Annotated in this window: 16 protein-coding genes; 12 read left to right on the top strand and 4 right to left on the bottom strand. The window is 70.4% G+C overall.

What is annotated here, in order from left to right; translation table 11 throughout:
- Positions 1-151 precede the first annotated feature (151 nt).
- Entirely contained in the window at positions 152-697 is a 546-nt protein-coding gene (locus NWFMUON74_RS23620; protein ID WP_187683988.1) for a C40 family peptidase, read from the top strand.
- A 7-nt stretch (positions 698-704) separates the two neighbouring features.
- Here NWFMUON74_RS23620 and NWFMUON74_RS23615 read toward each other — a convergent pair whose 3' ends face one another.
- Entirely contained in the window at positions 705-1583 is an 879-nt protein-coding gene (locus NWFMUON74_RS23615) for a UTP--glucose-1-phosphate uridylyltransferase (protein ID WP_187683987.1), read from the bottom strand.
- 269 nt (positions 1584-1852) lie between these two features.
- Between NWFMUON74_RS23615 and NWFMUON74_RS23610 the strand changes: the two genes are divergently transcribed.
- From NWFMUON74_RS23610 to NWFMUON74_RS23600, 3 genes are all read left to right on the top strand, one after another.
- On the top strand, positions 1853-3208 hold the full coding sequence (locus NWFMUON74_RS23610; RefSeq protein WP_232111204.1) for a DNA polymerase IV: 1356 nt from the start codon (positions 1853-1855) through the stop codon (positions 3206-3208).
- A 112-nt stretch (positions 3209-3320) separates the two neighbouring features.
- Entirely contained in the window at positions 3321-3821 is a 501-nt protein-coding gene (locus NWFMUON74_RS23605) for a WKL family lipoprotein (RefSeq protein ID WP_232110552.1), read from the top strand.
- Positions 3822-3979: 158 nt separating this feature from the next.
- Complete coding sequence (locus tag NWFMUON74_RS23600) at positions 3980-7246, top strand: arabinosyltransferase domain-containing protein (RefSeq protein WP_425343092.1); 3267 nt, start codon at positions 3980-3982, stop codon at positions 7244-7246.
- Positions 7247-7259: 13 nt separating this feature from the next.
- Here NWFMUON74_RS23600 and NWFMUON74_RS23595 read toward each other — a convergent pair whose 3' ends face one another.
- On the bottom strand, positions 7260-7958 hold the full coding sequence (locus NWFMUON74_RS23595; protein WP_187683983.1) for a sensor domain-containing protein: 699 nt from the start codon (positions 7956-7958) through the stop codon (positions 7260-7262).
- Entirely contained in the window at positions 7946-8902 is a 957-nt protein-coding gene (locus NWFMUON74_RS23590) for a hypothetical protein (RefSeq protein ID WP_232110551.1), read from the bottom strand. The genes NWFMUON74_RS23595 and NWFMUON74_RS23590 overlap by 13 nt, the downstream gene beginning before the upstream one ends.
- 104 nt (positions 8903-9006) lie before the next feature.
- Between NWFMUON74_RS23590 and lspA the strand changes: the two genes are divergently transcribed.
- From lspA to NWFMUON74_RS36780, 3 genes are read left to right on the top strand one after another with little or no spacing between them, the layout of a single operon-like run.
- Positions 9007-9621 carry a signal peptidase II gene (lspA, locus tag NWFMUON74_RS23585; RefSeq protein ID WP_232110550.1) on the top strand — a complete coding sequence of 205 codons (615 nt, stop codon included), beginning with the start codon at positions 9007-9009 and terminating at the stop codon, positions 9619-9621.
- On the top strand, positions 9618-10544 hold the full coding sequence (locus tag NWFMUON74_RS23580; RefSeq protein WP_187683981.1) for an RluA family pseudouridine synthase: 927 nt from the start codon (positions 9618-9620) through the stop codon (positions 10542-10544). Before lspA ends, NWFMUON74_RS23580 begins: the two co-directional genes overlap by 4 nt.
- Positions 10537-11547 carry a hypothetical protein gene (locus NWFMUON74_RS36780; protein ID WP_187683980.1) on the top strand — a complete coding sequence of 337 codons (1011 nt, stop codon included), beginning with the start codon at positions 10537-10539 and terminating at the stop codon, positions 11545-11547. Before NWFMUON74_RS23580 ends, NWFMUON74_RS36780 begins: the two co-directional genes overlap by 8 nt.
- 19 nt (positions 11548-11566) lie before the next feature.
- Here NWFMUON74_RS36780 and NWFMUON74_RS23570 read toward each other — a convergent pair whose 3' ends face one another.
- Positions 11567-12241, bottom strand: coding sequence for a GNAT family N-acetyltransferase (locus tag NWFMUON74_RS23570; RefSeq protein WP_342452771.1), 675 nt, complete (start codon positions 12239-12241; stop codon positions 11567-11569).
- 13 nt (positions 12242-12254) lie between these two features.
- Here NWFMUON74_RS23570 and NWFMUON74_RS23565 point away from each other — a divergent pair, with 13 nt between their 5' ends.
- The 5 genes from NWFMUON74_RS23565 (at position 12255) to NWFMUON74_RS23545 (ending at position 17846) form a co-directional block, all read left to right on the top strand.
- Positions 12255-12821, top strand: a complete 567-nt coding sequence (locus tag NWFMUON74_RS23565; RefSeq protein ID WP_187683979.1) for a helix-turn-helix domain-containing protein — start codon at positions 12255-12257, stop codon at positions 12819-12821.
- A gap of 67 nt (positions 12822-12888) precedes the next feature.
- Positions 12889-15339, top strand: a complete 2451-nt coding sequence (locus tag NWFMUON74_RS23560; protein WP_187683978.1) for an HAD-IC family P-type ATPase — start codon at positions 12889-12891, stop codon at positions 15337-15339.
- Positions 15340-15440: 101 nt separating this feature from the next.
- Positions 15441-16259 carry a PhzF family phenazine biosynthesis protein gene (locus NWFMUON74_RS23555; RefSeq protein WP_187683977.1) on the top strand — a complete coding sequence of 273 codons (819 nt, stop codon included), beginning with the start codon at positions 15441-15443 and terminating at the stop codon, positions 16257-16259.
- A gap of 97 nt (positions 16260-16356) precedes the next feature.
- Positions 16357-17283 (top strand): EamA family transporter RarD, encoded by a 927-nt coding sequence (gene rarD / locus NWFMUON74_RS23550; protein ID WP_425300376.1) that lies wholly within the window; start codon positions 16357-16359, stop codon positions 17281-17283.
- A 167-nt stretch (positions 17284-17450) separates the two neighbouring features.
- The gene (locus NWFMUON74_RS23545; RefSeq protein ID WP_187683975.1) at positions 17451-17846 is read left to right on the top strand and encodes a VOC family protein; all 396 of its coding nucleotides are present in this window, start codon (positions 17451-17453) and stop codon (positions 17844-17846) included.
- Positions 17847-17883 lie beyond the last annotated feature (37 nt).

The raw sequence follows: 17883 nt of genomic DNA, 5'->3' as shown, positions 1-17883 counted from the left end.
CGTTCGACCACGCTGAGAAAACCGCACTGCCAGGCAAGCTGTCCGGATGAGATGCCCGTGGGGAAGCGGTCATCCCGTGCACTTCGTGTGTGCTGAGTAGTCGCCGGTCGCTCGCCGTCGGGGTGGTGTGCGCCGAACCGAAGGGCGAGCCATGGCGACAACTCCATCGCGCAACAGCATCGTTCGACTGTTTCTCACCACGTTGACCGGCCTGATCGCCGTCTCGATCGCCGCCGGGACCGCCGCCGGCACCGACGACATCAGCGGCAGTTCCGGCAGTAGTTCGGGCTCGGGCTCCGGCTCGGCCTCCGGCAGCGCCAGCGGCTCGGCCACGCTGCCCGTCGCCAGCCCGCGGGCGGTGATCGCGCTGAACCTGGCCCAGACCCAGGTCGGCAAGCCGTACGAATGGGGCGCGACCGGGCCCCTCACCTACGACTGCTCCGGGCTGGCGGTGTGGTCGTTCCGGCACGTGGGCATCATGCTGCCGCGCACCACCTGGCAGCAGGCCACGGCGGGCAGCGCGGTACCGCTCGGTTCGATCCAGCCCGGCGACATCGTCATCGTCAATGCCGACGGGTCCCACGAGGGCATCTACGCCGGCGGCGGGCAGCTGCTCAACGCGCACTCGGCCGGTGTCGGGGTGGTGCTGACGCCACTCAGCGAATTCGACATCTACGCCATCCGCCGCTTCTACTGAGGTGAGCTCAGTCCTGCACCAGCCCGCGCAGCAGCGGACCGTATTCCGGGTGGGTCAGGGCCGAGGCGAACTGGGCGACCAGGTAGTCGGCCGGATTGCCGGTGTCGTACCAGTTGCCCTGGATGACCTGGCCGTACACCGCGTTGGACGCGGCGAACACGTTGATCGCGTCGGTCAGGTAGACCTCGCCGCTGCGGTGGGTGTACCACTCGGCGACCTGCTTGCGCAGCTCCTCGACGATGCCCGGGGTGACCACGTAACCGCCGATCGCGGCGAAGGCCGAGGGGGCGTCCTCGGGCTTGGGCTTCTCGACCAGACCGGTGATGCGCATCAGCCCGTTGTCGAAGGTCTCCTCGACCACGGGCACGCCGTAGCGCTTCGAGTCGGCCGGGTCCATCGGCAGCAGCGCCAGCACCGGCGAGTGCGTCTTGTTGTAGGCGTCGATGAGCTGCTGGGCGCGCGGCACGTCGGCGACGAACACGTCGTCGGGCCACAGCACCAGCATCGGCTCGTCACCCAGGGTGCGCGCGGCGTTGAGCACCGGCGTGCCGTTGCCGTAGGGACCGTGCTGGTCCAGGTAGGTGATGTGGCCGAGGCGGCCGAGTTCGCCGACCTCCTCCACCGCGTCGGCGTAGGCGGTCTTGCCGTCGGAGCGCAGCTGCGCCACCAGCGCCGGATTGGGCCGGAAGTGGTCCTGGATCAACGACTTTCCGGCACTGACCACGATCGTGATGTCGGTGATGCCCGAGGCCACCAGCTCGCGCACGGTGTGTTCGATCACCGGCTTGTCGCCGACCGGCAGCATCTCCTTGGGGATGGCCTTGGTCAGCGGGAGCAGGCGGGAACCGATACCGGCGGCGGGGATCACGGCCTTACGGATGCTCATGATCCGATCATCACATACTCGGGTCGCCGATCATGTCGGTAGTCGCGCGTAGATTCCCTGTCATGGACGCTGCCCCCGGCTCGGCTACGGCACGGCTCGTGCCTGGTCAGCGGGCATCGGCCGGGGTCGTGCGAGGTTCCGGCGGCGTGCCGGGGCGCGGCCGCGATTCGCAGGAACCCACCAGCAATTTGCCAGTCCGGGGAACCATTCCGGCACCGGGCCCTGCGGCGCTCGAGGCGTCGGCGCGGCGCTGGGTGCTGCACATCGATATGGATGCCTTCTTCGCCTCGGTGGAGCAGCTCACCCGCCCCACGCTGCGCGGGCGGCCGGTACTGGTCGGCGGTACCGGAGCGCGCGGGGTGGTGGCCGGGGCCAGCTACGAGTCACGGGTGTTCGGCGCGCGCTCGGCCATGCCGATGCATCAGGCGCGCCGCCTGGTGGGGGTGACGGCGGTGGTGGTGCCGCCGCGCGGGGTGGTCTACGGCGAGGTGAGCGGGCAGGTGTTCGAGGCACTGCGCTCACGCATCCCGATCCTGGAGACACTGTCGTTCGACGAAGCGTTCGGCGAGCCCGCCGAGCTGGCCGGGGCCACCGCCGGGCGGGTGCTGGAATTCTGCGAGGAGCTGCGCGCGCTGGTCCGCGAGCGCACCGGACTGGTCGCGTCGGTGGGCGCGGGCACCGGCAAGCAGCTGGCGAAGATCGCCTCCGGGCTCGCCAAACCCGATGGGGTGCGGGTGGTTTCACCGGTCGAGCAGCAGCAGCTGCTCGCCGCGCTGCCGGTGCGCAAGCTGTGGGGGATCGGCCCGGTGGCCGAGGGCCGGCTGCGCTCGCTGGGCATCGAGACCGTCGGCGCGTTCGCGGCGCTGCCCGAGCAGGAGGCGGTGTCGCTGCTGGGCGGCAGCGTCGGCGCGGCCCTGCACCGCCTGGCCCGCGGCATCGACGACCGCCCGGTCGCCGAGCGCGCCGAGGCCAAGCAGATCAGCGCCGAAACCACCTACGAGAGCGACATAGTCACCCTCGCCCAGCTCCACCCGGCGATCGAGGCGATGGCCGCGGCCGCGCACCGGCGCCTGATCGCCGACGGCCGCGCCGCGCGCACGGTGGTGCTGAAATTGAAGAAGGCCGACATGAGCATCGTGACACGCTCGTTCACCCTGCCCTACGCCACCGAGGAACTGGCCACGCTCACCGCCGCCGCGCTGCGCTCGGCCATCGACCCGGGCGAGCTGGGCCCGATTCGCTTGGTGGGCGTGGGTTTCGGCGGCCTGTCCACCGTCCGGCAGGAGTCGCTGTTCCCCGAACTGGACCAAGCCCTGGCGGCGTCGGGCCGTCCGGGCGCGGCGCGCGAACCGGATTCGGCCAGCGCCCTCGACGAATTCGTCGCGCCCGAACCCACTGTCGCCGCGGGGGTCCCGCCCGCCACCCGCTCCTTCACCACCGAATTCTGGTATCCCGGCCGCGATGTCGCCCACCGCGAGCACGGGCACGGCTGGGTGCAGGGTTCCGGACACGGCCGTGTCACGGTGCGTTTCGAGACACGCTCGACAGGACCGGGTCCGGCGTATACCTTTCACGCCGACGATGTCGACCTCGCCCCGGCCGACCCGCTCCTTAGTCTTCGTTGAATTTCGGCGGGTAGCGTGAGGCCACTCGTGCGGCGCCGCCGGTCGGGTGGCTGCTGTCACGTGCACGGTACAGACCAAACTCGAACGTAAAGGACGAGCATTGAAGCTTCAGATGACTGGACGCATCGCGGTCGCCACGCTGGCCGTCGTGGCCGCGCTCGGCATGTCCGCCTGCGGCAGCGGCGACAAGAACGAGGGTTCCAAGCCGAAGAGCTCGAGCAAGGCGGCTGCCACGTCGGTGCAGAACGTACCGCCGGTGCCGACCGTCGAGGAGCTGAACAACGAGCTGTCGCAGGCGCTGGACCCGAACGTCCCCGCCGAAGAGAAGATCCAGTACCTCGAGGACGGTCAGCAGGCCCTGCAGAAGGACCCTGACATGATCAAGAAGCTGACCGACGCATACCAGCAGAACAACGCCAAGATCGAGGTGACCAACGTCACATACCTCGGCGGCGACACCTTGACCGCGAAGGCCAACTTCTCCATCAACGACGGTGCGCCGAGCGAGGCCAGCGTGCCGTTCGTCGCGCAGAACGGCAAGTGGGTCCTGCAGAAGAGCTGGGCCTGCGCCGGGATCCAGAACCTCGGCCAGGCCTCGCCCGCCTGCTCGTAACGATCCGTACTCCGGCGGGGCCGATGTCCGAGGTGGCATCGGCCCCGTTCGCATGTCCGCCGGGCTCGCCGGGAAGCTAAGCGCAGGCTGAGAATCCCGTGCACGATTTCTCCGGTCACGAATCCGTCACGCTACGATCGGCCCCCGTGACGGACACGATGGTGAGGGCGGACGAGGCGCCCGCAGCGGGCGAGCAACCTCGGGCCACCCGGCCGCGGCACGGAGGGTGGGCCCAGCCGGTGGCCCTCATCGCCGGTCTGCTCGCGACCCTGTTCGCCGTCGCGATGCCGCTGCTGCCCGTTCACGTGGACAAGACGACGCTGTCGTGGCCGCAACAGGAATCGACCCGCAGCATCACCGCGCCGCTGGTGTCCTACGCGCCGCTGACCTTCGACACCACCATTCCCGGCGCGGCGCTGCGGCAACTCGCCGAGCGCGGCGGGCTGGCCGCGGCGACCATGCCCGCGACCGCACCCGATCTGGAGAAGTACGGTTTCGTCGCGCGGGTGCGGCCCGCGCAGGACGACCGGCCCGCGCTGTTCGAGGTGATACTGCGCAGCCAATCGATGTTCAGCGTGCCGCTCGCCGAACTCTCCGCCGCGACGCTGGTGGTGCACTCCGAGCACTCCTCGACCACGGCCGAACTGCGCGGCACCGGCGCGAAACCCACTGTGCTGTACGGCGATTTCCGGCCGCAGCTGGTCGGGGTGTTCAGCGATCTGCCCCACGCGGGCGGCGCCACGGTCACCGCGGAGGTCGACAGCCGGTTCTCGGTCGTGCCGACGATCGCCAAGCGCGCCGCCACGGTGCTGGCGGTGGTGCTGGCCCTGGTCGCGCTGGCGGCGCTGTTCCGGCTGGACCGGTTCGACGGCCGCCGGGTGCGGCGGCTGCTGCCGCAGCGGTGGTGGACGTTCACCCGCGTCGACACGGTCGTCCTGGGCGCGCTCGCGGTCTGGCATTTCATCGGCTCCACCACCTCCGACGACGGCTATCAGTTCGGCATGGCGCGCACCTCGCTGGTGTCGGGCTACATGGCGAACTACTTCCGGTTCTTCGGCGTGCCCGAAAACCCCGTCGGCACACCGCCGTACGACGTGATCGCGCACATGACCGAGATCAGCACCGCCAGTCCGTGGATGCGGCTGCCCACCCTGCTGGCCGGGGTCATCACCTGGCTGGCGTTGAGCCGGGAGGTGAACCCGCGGCTCGGGGTGGCGGTGCGCCACGACAAGGTGGCGGTGTGGACCGGCGCGCTGGGCTTCCTCGCGGTGTGGCTGCCCTACAACAACGGCCTGCGGCCGGAGCCGGTGATCGCCGTCGCGGTGCTGCTCACTTGGTGTTTCGTCGAGCGGGCGATCGCGACGCGGCGCATGCTGCCCTACGCCCTCGCCATCCTGATCGCCGCGTTCAGTCTCACCGCGGCGCCCTCGGGTGTCATCTGCCTCGCGCCGCTGCTGGCCGGGGCGCGCTCGGTGGTGCGGTTCGGTGTCGTCCGGGCTCGCGAACTGACGAATTCCGCTGCGGCGCCAGGAGATTCGCAGGTCTCGTGGTGGTCGTGGACCAAGGTGTACGGTGCGCTGCTGGCGCCGCTGGCCGCCGCCGGAACCCTGGTGCTGGTCTTCGCCTTCGGCGTCGAGCCGCTGTCGGCGATGTTCGAGATGAAGCGGGTGCACAACGCCGTCGGCCCGTCGGTGCCGTGGTACGACGACTACCTGACCTACCAGTGGCTGTTCATGCCCACCGCCGACGGCTCGATCGGTCGCCGGTTCGGCATCGTGGCGATGTGGCTCGGCCTGCTGGTGTGCGCGTTCGTGATGCTGCGCAAGGGCGGCCGGATTCCGTTCGTCGCGGCCGGACCGGCGAAACGCCTGCTGGGCATCACCTTCGGCGCGATGGTGCTGATGGCGACCGTCCCGACGAAGTTCACCCACCACAACGGCATCTACGCCGGCCTGGCGGGCGCGGTCGCGGTGGTCACCGCGGTGGCGGTCGGGCCGCGGGTGATGCGGGCGCCGCGGTACCGGGCGCTGTTCGCGGCGATCGTGGCCATCGCGATGGCGCAGATCTTCACCAGCGTCAACGAGTGGTGGTACGTGTCCAGCTACGGCATTCCGTGGTGGGATCAGGCACCGGCGATCTTCGGCGTGGGGCTGAGCAAGATCTTCCTGATCATCGCCGTGCTGTGCCTGGCGCTGGCCGCGTGGTGGCATGTGCGTGCACCGGAACCCGGTACGCCGCACCGTATTTCGCCGCGCGCCTGGCGGCTGGTGAAGATTCCGCCGCTGACCCTGGTGGCGGCGCTGATCGTGCTGTTCGAGGTGGCGTCGTTCGCCAAGGGCGCGGTGACCCAGTATCCGGCGTACTCGCTGGCGCGCTCGAACGTCGACGCGGTGCTCGGCAAGCCGTGCGGGCTCGCCAACGACGTGCTGGTCGAAACCGACCCCAACGCCTCCCTGCTGGCCCCGCTCTCGGGCGATCCGATGACCACGTTCACCGGCAGTTCGACGGAGTTCGTGCCCAACGGCGTCGGCGATCTCACCCCCGACGACCAGCCCGCGGGCAACAGCAGCAGTATCGCCAACGCCTTCAACGACAAGTCCGACGGCAGCGCCGGAACCCAACTCGGCGGCGCGCCACTGCCTTTCGGGCTGGCGAACGGGACGCCGGAACTCGGCACCGCGGGCCAGCGGGCTTCGGCCGAACTGACCACCGGCTGGTACAAGCTGCCGGATCCGGCCGACCGCGACGGCATCGTGGCGATCACCGCGGCGGGCCGGTTCCGCGCGATCACCCAGGACGGCTCGATCATGCCGGGCCAGCCGGTCGAGATCGAGTACGGCACTTCGGATTCGGCGACCTCCGCGCAGGCGCTGGGCAAGGTGACGCCGATAGATATCGGGCCGGCCCCGTCGTGGCGCAACCTGCGGGTGCCGCTGGACCAGATCCCGGCGCAGGCCGACGTGATCCGCATCGTCGCCAAGGACAAATCCCTCGACCCCAAGCAGTGGATGGCCCTGACCCCGCCGCGGATCCCGCAGACCCGGACCATCAACGAACTGATCGGCTCGAACGACCCGGTGCTGCTGGATTGGGCGGTGGGCCTGCAGTTCCCGTGCCAGCGCCCCTTCGACCACAAGGACGGCATCGCCCAGATCCCCGGCTGGCGCATCCTGCCCGACCGCCCCGCCGCCCACGACACCAACCTGTGGGAGAGCCACGACGGCGGCGGCCCGCTCGGCTGGAGCCAGCAACTGCTGCGCACCGAAACCCTGGCCACCTACCTGCGCGACGACTGGAGCCAGGACTGGGGTGAACTCCAGCGCCTGACCCCGAGAGACCCCGCCGCCGCCCTCGCCGACCCGACGGTCACCCAGGTCACCCACTCCGGCTTGTGGAATCCGGGCCACATCAACACCGCCTGGTGAACGGCGGGCGCGGTCAGCCTCGCAGCCGCTGGGCCTGTTTCGCGGTGAGGTCGGCGAATGCGGCGGCATCGATGGGCTGGGGCGCGGTCTCGGCGATCTGGACCACGCTGCTGCCCACCAGGACCAGCGCGGCGGCGGAGTGCAGCGTCAGGCCCTCGCTGGTGGTCTGCACCTGGAAGGCGACCGAGGCGTCACCGGTGCGAGGCTGGGCGAGGCCGCTGACGCGGTAGTCGACGGCGACGCCGTCCGCGTCGGTGCCCGAGTAGGTGGCGCATCGGCGCAGCAGGTCCTGCATCGCCGAAAAGGCTTGGGCCGCACCGTTGCCGGGGTAGCTCGCGGCGTCGATGTCGATACTGGCGAAATCGGGGGTCGCGTAACCGGCCGCGCCGCGCGCGCTCGCTCCGGCGTACTGCTCCCCGACGGCGGCCAGCACCTTGGCGCACTCGGGCGGATCGGTGCGAGACGTGTCCTGCGGCGTCGCACCGTTACCCGGCGCGCCGTCGTCGAGACGGGTGTATTCGGGTGGCAGGTCGGCCACGGTCAGCAGCCTGGTCTGCAACTGCGCGGGATCGGTGATCGGGGGCGCCGTGACCGGTGGCGGCTGTACCGTCGAGAACTGGTTCGAGGCCGAATCCTCGTGCTGGGAGGCGCATCCGGCCGCGCACAGCGCCGCACCCGCCAGCAGCGCGCCGGCTCGCGTCAGTCCCCCCATCGCACCTGCGTTCGGATGTTCTGCCGCAGCAGCACTTCGGTGCGCGGCTCACGGTAGGAGAGATGCCCGCCGATGGCCACCGCGCCCGAAACCGGCAGCGGCAGGCCGAGATCCACGGTGATGGTGCCGGTGCCGTGCATCAGATAGTCGACGATGTCCAGCGAGCCGGTGTTGCCCGGCAGTTGCCAGGCGTCGGTCTGCGGGGTCTGGGTGATGTCGAGGGCGATCGTGAGCAGATTCCCCTCGCGCTGGGTGAGCGTCGCCGTGGTCACCTGGTCGACCTCGTTGGGCTGCACGTCGTTGGACACCTGCTGGCGCACCGTCCATACCGCGCCCACGCCGACCGGGTCGGCCGGAAACGCGACGGACCGGTACACCGTCTGATAGAAGGTCCGCTCCAGGGCCGCGCGGGCGGCGTCGGCGGTGGTGGGCGCGGTCTCCAGCCGGAGCCGGGTGATGGCGCCCTCCGCGTTGATGTCGAACCCGGCGTGCGAACCGTCGGCCGACTGCAGTTCCTGTGCCAGCGACGGATCCGGTGAGGTGACCGCGCCCAGCGTCAGATCCACGCCCTTGCGGCTCGTCGTCGCCGTCAGCGGGACGATGAGCGCGGGCGGCGAGAAGTCGCGCAGCGCCTGATCGTTGATCTGCTGCTCGATGTGATGGTCGGTGCGCAGTGTCACCTGCTGTGCGGTGCCGATCTCGTAGCCCGGCCGCAGCAGCGAGCGCGGCTCGGCGCCGGGATCGACCACCGAGGTCACCGTGGCGGAGATCGGCACGGTGACCTCCTTGCCCAGACCGGTCGGCTCCACGTCGGGGTCGGCCGAGGACTCGGTGCTGTCGCTGCAACCGACACCCAGTGCCGACAGTGCGACCGACAGCACCACCAGCAGCACGCCCGACCGGACGGACCGGGCGGCCGAGGGAGGAGAAGACAACACCGTCACGCCGAACAGAGTACGACCGGTTCCTGAAAATCAGCTGGGACCGGACCGGTGGCCGGACCCGGTGCACCCGGCGACCGACGGGGCCGATATTCCTATAGGGGATGATGTCAGCTGTGAATACCGACCGGCCGAGCGATCAGCACCCCGACGAGCACGACGAGGACGACGTGGCCGCCACCGCGGTCCCCGCGCCCGCCCGCCGCCTGCCCGCCCTGCTGCTGGTCGCCGCCGTGATCTTCGCGCTCGACCTCGGCACCAAGGCCCTGGTGGTGGCGAAGATGACGCCGGGTGAGCCGATTTCGATCGTCGGCGAGGTGGTGCGGCTGACCCTGGTGCGCAACGCGGGTGCCGCGTTCTCCATGGCCACCGGCATGACCTGGCTGCTGACCCTGGTCGCCGCGGGCGTCGTGATCGGCGTGATCCGCATCGGGCGGTCGCTGCGCTCGCTGGGCTGGACCATCGGGCTCGGCCTGGTGCTGGGCGGCGCGTTCGGCAATCTGATGGATCGGTTGTTCCGCGCGCCCGGCCCGCTGCAGGGGCACGTGGTCGATTTCATCTCCGTCACCAAGTGGTGGCCGGTGTTCAACGTGGCCGACTCGGCGATCGTGTGCGGTGCGATCCTGCTGGTGGTTCTGACGCTGCTCGGCTTCGAGCCCGACGGCACCCGCGCCCGGCACTCGCACGGCGAGGCCGAGTCGGCGACGGGAGAGCAGGCATGAGGGAAACGCGCGCCATGCCGGTGCCCGACGGACTCGACGGCCTGCGCGTGGACGCCGGATTGTCGCGCCTGCTGGGCCTGTCGCGCACGGCCGTCGCCTCGCTCGCCGAGCAGGGGGCGGTGCAGATCGACGGCGTGCCGGCGGGCAAGTCGGATCGGCTGGTCGGCGGGGCGTGGCTGGAGGTCGAGTTCCCCGAGCCGAAGCGCGAGCTGCGGGTGGAGGCGACGCCGGTGGAGGGGATGAAGATCCTCTACGCCGACGACGACATCGTGGCCGTCGACAAACCGGTCGGCGTGGCCGCCCACACCGGTGTCGGCTGGTCCGGGCCGACCGTAGTGGGCGGGCTGGCCGCGATGGGTTACCGCATCTCCACCTCGGGCGCGCACGAGCGGCAGGGCATCGTGCACCGGCTGGACGTCGGCACCTCCGGGGTGATGGTGGTGGCGCAGTCCGAGCACGCGTACACGGTGCTCAAGCGGGCGTTCAAGCAGCGTACGGTCGACAAGCGGTATCACGCACTGGTGCAAGGACATCCGGACCCGTCCAGCGGCACGATCGACGCGCCGATCGGGCGGGCGCGCGGCAACGAGTGGAAGTTCGCGGTGACCGCGGACGGGCGTCCGAGCGTGACCCACTACGACACCGTGGAGGCGTTCCAGGCGGCGAGCCTGCTCGACATCCATCTGGAAACCGGTCGCACACACCAGATCCGGGTGCACTTCTCGGCGATCCGCCATCCCTGCTGCGGCGACCTCACCTATGGTGCCGACCCGCGGCTGGCGGAGCGGCTGGGGCTGGAGCGGCAGTGGCTGCACGCCCGCGCGCTGAGCTTCGCCCATCCCGCCGACGGCCGCTGGATCGAGATCACCAGCGAATACCCCGCGGATCTGGAACACGCCCTCGGCATCCTGCGCAATGCGTAACCGCCTGCGCCGGACCGTGTTCGCGGGCGCGGTGGTCGCCGCCTTCCTGCTGATCGTGGCGCTCGGCTGGGCGAATCCGCCACGCGCCGCAGTCGTGACCACCGACCGCCTGGGGCCGGAGACGGGCGAGCGTGTCGACGATTACCTTGCGCGAGCGCGGAATTCGCTGACCGGCGCGGGGGCCGACGACGCCGCCGGGTCCGACGCGGGGGCCGACGCCGGGGCCCACGCCGACAACGGGCCCGACGCGGGGGCCGATGCGGGGGCTCACGCCGACGCCGGGGCCCACGCCGACAACGGGCCCGACGCGGGGGCCGATGCGGGGGCTCACGCCGACGCCGGGGCCCACGCCGACAACGGGCCCGACGCGGGGGCCGATGCGGGGGCTCACGCCGACGCCGGGGCCCACGCCGACAACGGGCCCGACGCGGGGGCCGATGCGGGGGCTCACGCCGACGCCGGGGCCGATGCCGGGGCCCACGCCGACGCCGGGGCCGACGCCGAGGCCCACGCCGACAACGGGGCCGACGACGGGACCGAGCGCTGGGCGCTGGCGTCGTTCGGCACGGGCGTGACCGCCGACCGGCTTCCGGAACAGGCTGCGGGGCTGCGGATCTCGCAGGTCCTGTACCACGTGCCTCTCGACCGCGTGTACACGCCGGTGACGGCCGTCCCCGTCCCGGCCGGTGATGCCGCGGCGACCGCCTCGGTCCGCGCCGCCGCGGGCGCGATGGACTACGCCCGACCGGCCGACGACCGCGCCGCCCGCACCGCCGCGGTAGTGGCCGCCCGCCTCCACGCGGGCTGCCCCTGCGCCGTCGCCGTCGTAGTCCGCGGCACCCTCCCCCAACTCCGAGACCTCGCCTCCCACCCCGGAATCCGTTCGGTGGAAGCCCTCCCCCCGGACGCCGCCGCGGGCGCCTTCGCCGTCGTCCCCCTCCTCCCCGAACAACTCGACACCGCCACCCCCGGCCCCGACGACGGCCCGGTCCCCACCCCCTGAAACCACCCACCGGGGCGCTCTACAAGGCCCCGCCCACTTTCCCCATTCCGGCGTCGGCCACCTCTTTCTCTCCGGCGTGCGCCGCTTCCTTTCCGGCGTGCACCGCTTCCTTTCCGGCGTGCACCGCTTCCTCTCTGGCGTGCACCACTTCCTTTCCGGCGTGCTTTTCGCCGGGGTGCAGGCTCAGTTGCATGAGGACGGTGTCGATCCAGCGGTCGTGTTTGTGGCCGACGTGGCGTAGGCGGCCCGCGTCGGTGAAGCCGCGGCTGCGGTGCAGGGCGGGGGAGGACTGGTCGCCGGTGTCGGCGATGACGGCGATGACCTCGCGCAGGTCGCGAGCGCGGCAGGCGGACAGGAGTTCGTCCAGGAGGTTGCCGCCGAGGCCGCGGCCGAGGGCCCAGGGCGCGAGGTAGATCGAGTTCTCCACGGTGTGCCGGTAGGCGGGGCGCGTCTTCCACGGCGAGCAGTAGGCATACCCCGCGACGCGACCGTCCTCCTCGGCGACCAGGAACGGCAGCCCGGCGGCGGTGATCGCGGCGAAGCGACGCCGCCACTCGGCCACATCGGGAGTTCGCATCTCGAAGGTGGCGACGGTGCCGAGCACGTAGTGCGCGTAGATCTCGGCGATGGCGGGCAGGTCGGCCATCGTACCCGCCCGCACCACCCGACTTTTCGCTATAGGGGAATCGGTCACTACTATAGTGTAGGTGGATCTGGTGGCGCTCGGCGAGCGCATACAACGCCTCCGGCACGACCGCGGGCTCACCCTGCAGGCCCTGGCCGAGCTGTCGGCGGTGAGCGTGAGCATGCTCTCGGCCGTCGAGCGCGGCGACAAGGCGCCGACGGTGGTCGTGCTCGACCGCGTCGCGGCGGGCCTCGGAATCCGGTTGTCCGCCTTGGTCTCCGAGCCCGACGGCGAGCGGATGATCGTGCGCCGCGCCGCCGAACAGGATGTCGTGACCGAATCCGGCTGGCAGCGAACCATTCTCACGCCGGTGGTGCCCGGAGTGAACTTCGAGTGGATCCGCTCGACCCTCCCGCCGGGCAGCGTTCCCGGCGAATACCCTTCCTACGCACCGGGTTCCCACGAGTTCATCTACGTCGAGTCCGGCGCCGTCACCCTGACCGTCGACGGCGACCGCGTGGTGGAGCTGGCCGCGGGGGACTCGATCTACCTCGCCGCCGACAGCACCCTGCACTACGCCAACCACGCCGACGAGCCGTGCACGTACTATGTCGCCGCGCTCATCATGCGCCCGCGCAGTCCGCGATAGCCGGAAACGCCGCAGTCCGCGCCAGGCATGCCGGACCGGTGTCCGTTCGACGTTCTAGGCTGTCGGCATGTCGATCACCGAGCAGGCGGCGCGCGCCCCGGGGTTGTCCGCGGCCGAGGTCGAGCAACGCGTCCGCGACGGGCAGACCAACGACGTGCCGGACCGGGCCAGCCGCTCGGTCGCCGACATCGTCCGGGCCAACGTCCTCACCCGGATCAATGCCATCCTGGGCGTGCTGTTCATCCTGGTGCTGGCCACCGGATCGCTCATCGACGGCATGTTCGGCCTGCTCATCGTCGCCAACAGCGTGGTCGGCATCGTCCAGGAGGTCCGCGCCAAGCAGACCTTGGACAAGCTGGCCATCGTCGGCCAGGCCCGGCCGACGGTGCGGCGCGACGGCCGGGCGGACACGGTGGCGCCCTCCGACGTCGTGCTCGACGATCTCATCGAACTCGGCCCCGGCGACCAGATCGTGGTCGACGGCGAGGTGGTCGAGTCCGAACTGCTCGAGATCGACGAGTCACTGCTCACCGGCGAGGCCGACCCGATCGAGAAACCGGTTGGCGCGCAGGTGATGTCGGGCAGCTATGTGGTGTCGGGCGCGGGCTCCTACCGCGCCACCAAGGTCGGCCGCGACGCCTACGCCGCCAAGCTCGCTGCCGAGGCCAGCAAGTTCACGCTGGTGAACTCGGAGCTGCGCAACGGCATCGACACCATCCTGAAGGTGATCACCTACCTGCTGATCCCCGCGGGCCTGGTCACCATCTACAACCAGCTGTTCTCCAGCCACGAGTCCTGGCGCGCGGCGCTCAACGGCATGGTGGCGGCGCTGGTGCCGATGGTCCCCGAGGGCCTGGTGCTGATGACCTCGATCGCGTTCGCCGTCGGCGTGGTGCGGCTGGGCCAGCGCAAATGCCTGGTGCAGGAGCTACCCGCGATCGAGGGACTGGCGCGCGTGGACGTGGTGTGCGCCGACAAGACCGGCACCCTCACCGAGAACGGCATGCGCCTGTCGGAACTGCGCGTCGCGGGCGACGTGCCGGAGCCGGAACTGCGCGCGGTGCTGGCGGCCATGGCCGCCGACGATCCGCGGCCGAACGCCAGCGTCGCGGCCATCGCCGAGGCGCTCCCGGACACCCCCGGCTGGCCGACGACCGGTGTCGCCCCGTTCTCCTCGGCCAAGAAATGGAGCGGCTTCTCCTACGGCGAGCACGGCAACTGGCTGCTCGGTGCGCCCGACGTGCTGCTGGACTCGCAGTCGCAGGTCGCGGTGGCCGCCCAGGAGATCGGCGCGCAGGGACTGCGGGTGCTGCTGCTGGCCACCAGCGACCGCCCCGTCGACGATCCCGACGCGCCCGGCACGGTGACGGCGCAGGCGCTGGTGGTGCTGGAGCAGAAGGTCCGCCCGGACGCCCGCGCGACCCTGGATTACTTTGCCGGCCAGGATGTCTCGATCAAGGTGATCTCCGGCGACAATGCGGTGTCGGTCGGCGCGGTGGCCTCGTCGCTGGGCCTGATCGGCGGGAACGACGCCGTCGATGCCCGCACGCTGCCCGAGGATCGCGACGAACTCGCCGACGTGCTCGACCACCGGACCACCTTCGGGCGCGTCCGGCCGGATCAGAAGCGCGCCATGGTCGGTGCGCTGCAGTCGCGCGGGCACACCGTGGCCATGACCGGCGATGGCGTCAACGACGTACTCGCGCTCAAGGACGCCGACATCGGGGTGGCGATGGGCGCGGGCAGCCCGGCCACCCGCGCGGTGGCGCAGATCGTGTTGCTGGACAACAAGTTCGCGACGCTGCCGTACGTGGTCGGCGAGGGCCGCCGGGTGATCGGCAACATCGAGCGGGTCTCGAATCTGTTCCTCACCAAGACGGTGTACTCGGTGCTGCTGGCCTTCCTGATCGGCGTCGCCGGCATCGGGTCGCAGCTGTTCCACTACGAGCCGGTGCCGTATCCGTTCCTGCCCCGGCACGTGACGATCGCCGCCTGGTTCACCATCGGCATTCCGGCGTTCATCCTGTCGCTGGCGCCCAACAACGAAAGGGCGCGAACGGGTTTCGTGCCCCGCGTGCTGCGGCTGGCGATACCGTCCGGCGCGGTGATCGGCGTGATGACCTTCATCGCCTACCTCATCGCGTACCAGGGCCCGGAGCAGAGCGATACGCAGAAGGTGCAGGCGGGCACGACCGCGCTGATCACGCTGCTGATCATCGCGGTGTGGGTGCTGGCGATCGTGGCGCGGCCGTGGTCGTGGTGGAAGACGGTGCTGATCGGGGGCTCGGTCGCGGGCTATCTGATCCTGTTCACCATCCCGTTCACCAGGCACTTCTTCAAACTCGACCCGTCCAACGCGGCGCTGACCGGTACCGCGGTGATCTGCGGGGTGATCGGCATCGTGCTGGTCGAGGTGGCCTGGTGGCTGAGCGCCTCGCTGGCGGGGGAGAAGCGGCACCTGATGCCCGACTCGCCGGGAACGGCCGACTCGGAGCCCGCGAGGGCCGAAAACGGCTGAGGTCAGCGGTTTTTCGCGGAACCGAATTGGTCGTCTGCTATGGCGCGCCGGGAACGGCGGTGTCTCGTGTGTCGATCGGAAACACGGGTACCTTCGGCTGTATGGAGGTCCTGCTGCATCAGATCGATGCCTTCGCCGATGCGCCGTTCACGGGCAATCCGGCGGCGGTGATGCCGTTACCGGCGTGGTTGCCCGACGGGCTGCTGCAGCAGTTGGCCGAGGAGAACAATCTCGCCGAGACCGCCTTCTACACCTCCTCGCTGCCGCCCGAGGCCGAGCCGGCGCCCGACGGCGGTCCGGTCTTCCACCTGCGCTGGTTCACCCCGGCTGTCGAGGTCGACATGTGCGGGCACGCGACGATGGCGTCGGCCGCCCAGATCCTCGAGGACATGCACCCCGGCGCCGACCGCGTGCACTTCTACACCCGCAGCGGCTGGCTGACCGTCGACCGCACCGACGACGACGAGCTGGTACTGGATCTGCCCGCCGTCGCCTCGCTGGATGTGGTGGGCGATCAACAGTTGATCGAGGCCCTGGGCGTGCGCCCGCTGCGCACGCTCACCGGGCAGGACGAGGTGGTCGTCGTCGCGTCCGAGCGCGAGGTGCGCGGGGCCCGGCCGAATCTGTCGGCCTTCCCGAAACTGGCTCGCGGCGTGATCCTTACGGCGCCCGGCGACACCGCCGACTTCGTCTCCCGCTTCTTCGCGCCCGGTGTCGGCATCCCGGAGGACCCGGTGACCGGCTCCGCGCACGCCCAACTGACTCCCATCTGGAGTCGGCACCTCGGTCGCACCGAGTTCACCGCCCGCCAGCTCTCCCGCCGCGGTGGCCGCTTGCGCTGTGCCCTCGCGGCCAACCGGGTGCTGCTGACCGGCCGGTGCCATCGCTACATGGACGGCGTCGTGCGCCTGCCGGACTGATTCCCGCCCGGGGACGCCGCGTCCGAAAGCCGCTCGACAGATGGTGCCGATCGGAAGTACCGTTCGTCCGGTGCAGTTTCGGAGACCATCAGCGCAGGTGACAGCCGAATTGGGGGGTGAGGCCCGGCGGGGGCGGACGGCCGATTGGGGTGTGGCGGTCGGAGCGGGAGCGTATCTGTCGTGGGGTGCGTTCCCGGCGTTCTTCGGGCTGCTCGAATTCGCGAGTCCCGTCGAGATTCTGGCGCAGCGGATCCTGTGGACTCTGGTCGTGGTGACGGCCGTGCTGCTGGCGGCCGGGCGCATTCGGGAGATGGCCGCGATCGATGCCCGCACCTGGCGGCTGGCCGTGGTCGCGGGCGCGGCGATCGCGCTCAACTGGGGTGTGTACGTGTACGGGGTCACCTCGGGCCATGTGGTCGAGTGCGCGCTCGGGTACTTCATCAATCCGCTGGTCACGGTGTTGTTCGGCGTGGTGCTGTTCCGAGAGCGGCTGGCCCTGCCGCAGTGGGTGGCGCTGGTGCTGGGCGCGACGGCGGTCGTGGTGCTCACCGTGGACTACGGCAAGCCGCCGGTGATCGCGTTGATCCTGGCCTGCTCGTTCGCGACCTACGGGCTGGTGAAGAAGGTGATCCGGCTCGATCCGCTGCGCAGCGTCGCCGCCGAGGGTGTGGTGTCGGCGCCGTTCGCACTGGCCGCGGCGATCGCGTTCGCGGTCACCGGCAATGCCTCCTTCGGTGACGGCGCGGGACACACGGCCCTGATGATGGCGACAGGGCCGGTGACGTTGATTCCGCTGCTGCTGTTCGCCTTCGCCGCGGGCCGGGTCCCGCTGTCGACCATGGGCATCCTCCAATACCTCACGCCCGCACTGCAGATGGCGTGGGGCGTGCTGGTCGGCCACGAGGCCATGCCCGCGTCCCGCTGGGCCGGCTTCGGACTGATCTGGCTGGCGCTGGCGATATTCACGGCGCACGCGGTGCTGCGGTCCCGCCGATCGAGCGAAACCGCCACGATCACAGGGTGATTCAGGCGAGGTGGCGCGCCGCGACCCGTACTGGCGGGTCGTGCACCGGGGCAGTGGTTTGCCGACCGGGCCGCCGACGGTATACGTTCGTGGCGTGGCGGTGCTCCCGTAGGCCGAACTCGGTACCGGCCCGGGGTCGGGATCGTCACGAACATAGGAGAAATCCTTTGTCCATTCAGTTCAATCACACCATCGTCGGATGCCGCGACAATCGGAAATCCGCCGAATTCTGGGCCGATATCCTGGGTCTCACCGTCGGTGCGCAGTGGGGTCCGTTCGTGCCGGTCGTCGTGGCCAACGGCGTGACCTTCGACTTCGCGGCCGTCCCGCCCCACGTCACGGAAATCCAGCCCCAGCACTACGCCTTCCTGGTCTCCGAGCCGGAATTCGACGCCGGACTCGCGAAAATCCAGGAACGCGGCCTGACCTACTGGGCCGATCCCCGCCAGCAACACGAGGGTGAGATCAACCATAACGACGGCGGTCGCGGGGTCTACTTCCAAGACCTCGACGGGCACTTCCTGGAAATGCTGACCGTGCCGTACGGAGGCTGGCCGAAGTAGTCACCGGGTTTCTTCCCCGGTCCATGCGGGAACCCGG

This window comes from Nocardia wallacei, assembly GCF_014466955.1.
Lineage (GTDB): Bacteria > Actinomycetota > Actinomycetes > Mycobacteriales > Mycobacteriaceae > Nocardia > Nocardia wallacei.
This window is presented reverse-complemented; position numbering and strand designations above follow the sequence as displayed.

Excerpts from the sequence above, each read along its gene's own strand:
- NWFMUON74_RS23605 (WP_232110552.1), top strand. The coding sequence starts at position 3,321 with ATGACTGGACGCATCGCGGTCGCCACGCTGGCCGTCGTGGCCGCGCTC.
- NWFMUON74_RS23555 (WP_187683977.1), top strand. The coding sequence starts at position 15,441 with ATGGAGGTCCTGCTGCATCAGATCGATGCCTTCGCCGATGCGCCGTTC.
- NWFMUON74_RS23615 (WP_187683987.1), bottom strand. The coding sequence starts at position 1,583 with ATGAGCATCCGTAAGGCCGTGATCCCCGCCGCCGGTATCGGTTCCCGC.
- NWFMUON74_RS23620 (WP_187683988.1), top strand. The coding sequence starts at position 152 with ATGGCGACAACTCCATCGCGCAACAGCATCGTTCGACTGTTTCTCACC.
- NWFMUON74_RS23610 (WP_232111204.1), top strand. The coding sequence starts at position 1,853 with ATGGATGCCTTCTTCGCCTCGGTGGAGCAGCTCACCCGCCCCACGCTG.
- lspA (WP_232110550.1), top strand. The coding sequence starts at position 9,007 with ATGTCAGCTGTGAATACCGACCGGCCGAGCGATCAGCACCCCGACGAG.
- NWFMUON74_RS23595 (WP_187683983.1), bottom strand. The coding sequence starts at position 7,958 with ATGGGGGGACTGACGCGAGCCGGCGCGCTGCTGGCGGGTGCGGCGCTG.
- NWFMUON74_RS23580 (WP_187683981.1), top strand. The coding sequence starts at position 9,618 with ATGAGGGAAACGCGCGCCATGCCGGTGCCCGACGGACTCGACGGCCTG.
- NWFMUON74_RS23560 (WP_187683978.1), top strand. The coding sequence starts at position 12,889 with ATGTCGATCACCGAGCAGGCGGCGCGCGCCCCGGGGTTGTCCGCGGCC.
- NWFMUON74_RS36780 (WP_187683980.1), top strand. The coding sequence starts at position 10,537 with ATGCGTAACCGCCTGCGCCGGACCGTGTTCGCGGGCGCGGTGGTCGCC.
- NWFMUON74_RS23600 (WP_425343092.1), top strand. The coding sequence starts at position 3,980 with ATGGTGAGGGCGGACGAGGCGCCCGCAGCGGGCGAGCAACCTCGGGCC.